We start from the raw sequence: 4,359 nt of genomic DNA on the forward strand, positions 1-4,359 counted from the left end.
AAGTTGCTCTTTAAAAATATGATTTATTTTTTGTAGAAGAATAGTGCTCAGCCCCCTATTTTGTTGGACGCCGGCAAACAGGTCAGCCTGATCAGTGGACGAGACACTGCCCTCAAAGGCGCGCAAGTCAGCGCAGACAAAATCACCGCCACCGTGGGTCGCGACCTCACGCTGCAAAGCCTGCAGGACACCGATAACTACAAGTCCAAGCAAACGGATGTCAGTGGAGGCGTCAGTTTCGCCATCATCGGCAGCGGCGCCAGCGCAAACCTGAGCATCAGCAAAAGCAAGATCGACTCCAAATACCAGAGTGTGCAGGAGCAAACCGGCCTGTTCGGCGGCAAGGGCGGCTACCAGATTGACGTGGGCAACCATACCCAACTCGATGGCAGCGTGATCGCCAGCACGGCTACGCCGGACAAAAACCGCCTGAACACCGGTACGCTGGGCTGGAGCGTTTTAAAGAACAAGGCTGACTACACAAGCCAGTTGCAGAGCGCCAGCGTCAGCAGTGGCAGCGATGGCACCAACGCGTTCATCAGCAATATGCCCACCGGCAGCTTGGTCGGATTCAACCACGGCGACAGCGACAGCGGCACCACGTCCTCGGCCATTTCCAACGGCACCCTCAACATCCGCGACCCTGCCAAACAGCAGCAGGACGTGGCAACGCTGAGCCACGATGTTGAACACGCCAACGGCGCCATCAGCCCCATCTTCGATAAGGAGAAAGAGCAGAAACGGCTGCGGCAGGTGCAGTTGATTGCGGATATTGGCACTCAAGCGGCGGATATCACACGCACTCAAGGTGCCATTAACGCGGCCAATGCTCAAAAAGATCCCGAAGCGATAGCGGCTGCGCGAGACAAACTTATCCGTGAGGGCAATACCCAGCCGACGGATAAAGAGATCGCCGCACAGGTGACCCGTACGGTGATGCAGCCGTACGAAACGGGGGGCGATTATCAACGTGCCGCTCAAGCGGTGACGGCAGCTTTGCAAGGACTGGCAGGCGGGGACATCGGCTCCGCCCTCGCAGGCGCGTCGGCGCCCTATCTGGCGAACATCATCAAGCAGTCAGCGCAGGACAACGATACCGCCCGAATCATGGCCCACGTGGTATTGGGTGCTGTAGTTGCACAGGCCCAAGGGAACTCGGCGGTTGCCGGCGCCGCAGGAGCTGGCACGGGGGAGTTGATTGCGGCGCAGTTGTATCCGGGTATTAAAACCGAGAATTTGAGTGAGAAGCAGAAACAGACAGTATCGGCGCTTTCGACATTGGCATCGGGTTTGGCAGGCGGGCTTGCAGGAGGTGACCTGAGCGGTGCACTTGCCGGTGCAAAGGCTGGCAACAATGCGGTTGAGAACAACTCAGTAGCTGATATTGCCAGTGCAAGAGCTGAGGGTAAGACGCTCGAACAAAAGGCTGAAGAGCGCATCAACGCTGAAAACGAGCACTACAAGGAGCAAAACTGTGCAGGACTGAGCGCAGAGGCGTGCTCGGCGCAAATGTATGCCGAGCGCCGTGAAAGCCTTGCTTATACGTTGGCGGGTGGTGCCGCTGTAGCCGCAACAGTGGCAGGAGGCATGTTGCTTGGTCCAGCCCTGTTAAATGCCTGTGGGATGAACCCAGTAGCTTGTACCGAACTGACAATAGCAGCAGTAGAGGTGCCTTTTGGTGCTGCGATGGCTGGCGGTGGGGCTCTGGGCGTTGGTGGATTTGGTAGTCTTGGGAAGGAGGTAGCTGCTACTGCGGATGCTGCGGCGGCGGCGCGGAATGTTGAGGCTGCAAAAGGTGGCGCTCTTGATGCAAAAGGGCTAGGTCAGGCAGGTGGAGCCGTTACTTCGGGTACGACACTTGATCTGTTTTCAGCCACCCGAGGTAAAGATCTTTCGAAGCTAACCAATCAGCAGGTTGGTGACCTAGGTGAAGATATCTCCAAGGTCTTCTTGCGTGACAACAACCACACTGACATCTTCGCTGTGCAGAACCGCAGTGGTAACGGCATCGACATTGTCAGCCGTACACCGGATGGCCGCCTCGCGTTCACTGAAGTAAAAACTTCGCGAACGGGGAATGTGGGAGATCTTTCTGTACGACAGCAGAACATGACAACGTTCATCGAGGATGTTCTGGGTCAGGCAGCTAGTCGACAAGGTCGTTACAAGAGCATCAGCGTGGCAGAGCAGCAGCAGGCTAGGCAGATGCTTAGGGAGTTCAGGCGTGCCCCTGAAAATGTGAGTGGTAATTTGATCGGCGTTGACCTACAGGGTGAAGTATTGCGGGTCTCACCTTGGGCGCGTAATTGACTGATGGGGCGTACCAGAATGAAAAAAATAGAACGAATCCTAGAGCAGCATCGGCACTGGCTGTCTCAGTCGGATGGGATGGTGGCTCAAGAGCTTGAGTACCTTGAAGAGGATCTTGCCTGTGACTCCTTGGAGGGGTTGGGCAATGTATCTGATTCATTGGGGATACTTGCAGTTTGTCACGGTATACAGGGAGAGGTTTCTATTTGTACCGGTGATATTTCTGGCTGGGAGGAAGTATCCCGCGCGATGATTTACCGCTATTGGGTGCTAATGCTCAGAGCTAAGACCTTTTCTAATACGAGCTTTCTTCAAGGCATTAGAAACGCCCCGAATCTGACCAATCAGTTGAGCAATGCAGGTTGCTTACTTGCAGGTTTCATTGCTGCGGATAGGCATGATCTAGCGGAGTCGGTCGCCGATGTGCTTGTCGGGATGTTGACTGTTGATGGAGCTGTTGATCCCGGCTATCTCAAAGAGCGTCGATTCGAACCTTTCATGCTGTGGCTCTATTCCGTCTATTCGGGTGGGAGTGCACCTCCCCTGATTGAGTCTATGGATCTCGGCATTTACAAGAAAGTGATAGACAGTTGGGCAGATGAGCAAAGGCTTGCCGGTGTACTGGACGCGGTATGCCAATATCACTTAGCTAACGCCGAAGATAAGGGCGGGGCTTGGGACCCTGAGTTCAAAAACCCACCTTTTGATTTGCTGCCTTTGGAGGTTTTCGCAATTTTTAAGGTTCGCCAACAGTTCGGGTTGAAGTCACCTGCAGTTGAGAATCCGTTGTTATCTGTTGAAGTGGCTGCATTGGAGAATCTGACTTTCAAACCCGATGAAGTTTCTGTAAGGGTTGAGACGGCCTATAGAAATTTCTTCAGCTAAAGGATAGATAGAAAAATCGGAAACTGACCCTGATAAATGATAGGGAACAGACAACGTTTTTCGGAGATGTTGATGTGGTTGAATAGCAGTTTACTTGGTGCAAAAGCAGCGGGCACTGCGCTGGAAATAACCAATTCCGTCGCTGTGAGTGGTAGTCGGGCCATCGATAAGGCGCAAAGCTACGAAGGTGGTGTCCGCGGGATGCAGGGAAATATGGGGCAGACCACGTTTTGCGTTTTTAGAGTTCAGCGGAGTTGCTCTTTGAAAATCTGGTTTATTTTTTGGAAAAATAGGGTAGGCCACGGTTTTGCGTTTTTAGAGTTTAGTACAGTCGCTCTTTTAAAAGCATGATTTGTTTTTTGTAGTTATTGAATTTCGTCGGCCTAGTGATCGACGGCCAAGCTGTAAGTTCTTATCCAATTAGGGTTTATATGGCTCGCCGTCCCAGGGTTTAAGTACGGATGATAAATAAGCTGATTAGTCTTCTTTCGCCACCCTCTCAGCGAATCTTCGATAACGCGGCTTGGGCGAACTTTGAATCTGAGGGAAATCCACGATTTCCGAATGATTTCAAGCAGTTAATATCAATTTACGGATGTGGGGCAGTAGACGATTTTTTATGGATTCTAGACCCGTTTTCAAAAAATCCAAACTTGAATTTTGAAAAAATCAAATACTTTATAGATACATACGCTGTAATGAGGCAGGAGTTTTTGTCGGACTATCCGAGACCAGCTTACCCTGCGGAAGGTTCTTTTCTTCCTTGGGCGGTAACGGATAATGGAGAAACTCTTGTTTGGTTAGTCAATGGAGAACCAGAGTCATGGAAAGTTGCAATTCATAGCTCGGATCAGGGGGCGGAGGAGGTCTACAATTTTGGCTGTGTTGAGTTTCTTTTAAAGTTGCTTAGCAGAGATATTTCGTCAAAAATTTTGCCCAGTCAGTTTCCCCCTGATGATCTAGATAATCATTTCTTTAGGATTGCTGATTAGGTTTATAAGGAGGGAGTAGGGGTAGAGGGAGAAGAAAATAGGGGGCAGACCACGGTTTGCGTTTTTTAGAGTTCAGTGAAGTTGCTCTTTAAAAATATGATTTATTTTTTGTAGAAGAATAGTGCTCAGCCCCCTATTTTGTTGGACGCCGGCAAACAGGTCAGCCTGATCA

The 4,359-nt window shown here is 51.2% G+C and carries 3 protein-coding genes and 1 pseudogene; all 4 read left to right on the plus strand.

Features of this window, described 5'->3' with window-relative positions; all coding sequences use genetic code 11:
• Positions 1 to 63: 63 nt before the first annotated feature.
• Positions 64 to 1,371 (plus strand): annotated as a pseudogene (locus BFQ00_RS30360) (VENN motif pre-toxin domain-containing protein); the annotation flags it as partial.
• A 957-nt stretch (positions 1,372 to 2,328) separates the two neighbouring features.
• The gene (locus BFQ00_RS07170; protein ID WP_065933040.1) at positions 2,329 to 3,195 is read left to right on the plus strand and encodes a hypothetical protein; all 867 of its coding nucleotides are present in this window, start codon (positions 2,329 to 2,331) and stop codon (positions 3,193 to 3,195) included.
• Between the two features lie 72 nt (positions 3,196 to 3,267).
• Positions 3,268 to 3,546, plus strand: a complete 279-nt coding sequence (locus BFQ00_RS07175) for a hypothetical protein (protein ID WP_130184043.1) — start codon at positions 3,268 to 3,270, stop codon at positions 3,544 to 3,546.
• 110 nt (positions 3,547 to 3,656) lie between these two features.
• Positions 3,657 to 4,187, plus strand: a complete 531-nt coding sequence (locus tag BFQ00_RS27780) for an SMI1/KNR4 family protein (protein ID WP_083227316.1) — start codon at positions 3,657 to 3,659, stop codon at positions 4,185 to 4,187.
• Positions 4,188 to 4,359: the final 172 nt, after the last annotated feature.

Origin of the sequence: Pseudomonas sp. 28 E 9 (assembly GCF_900004785.1) — a bacterium.
Classification (GTDB): domain Bacteria; phylum Pseudomonadota; class Gammaproteobacteria; order Pseudomonadales; family Pseudomonadaceae; genus Aquipseudomonas; species Aquipseudomonas orientalis_A.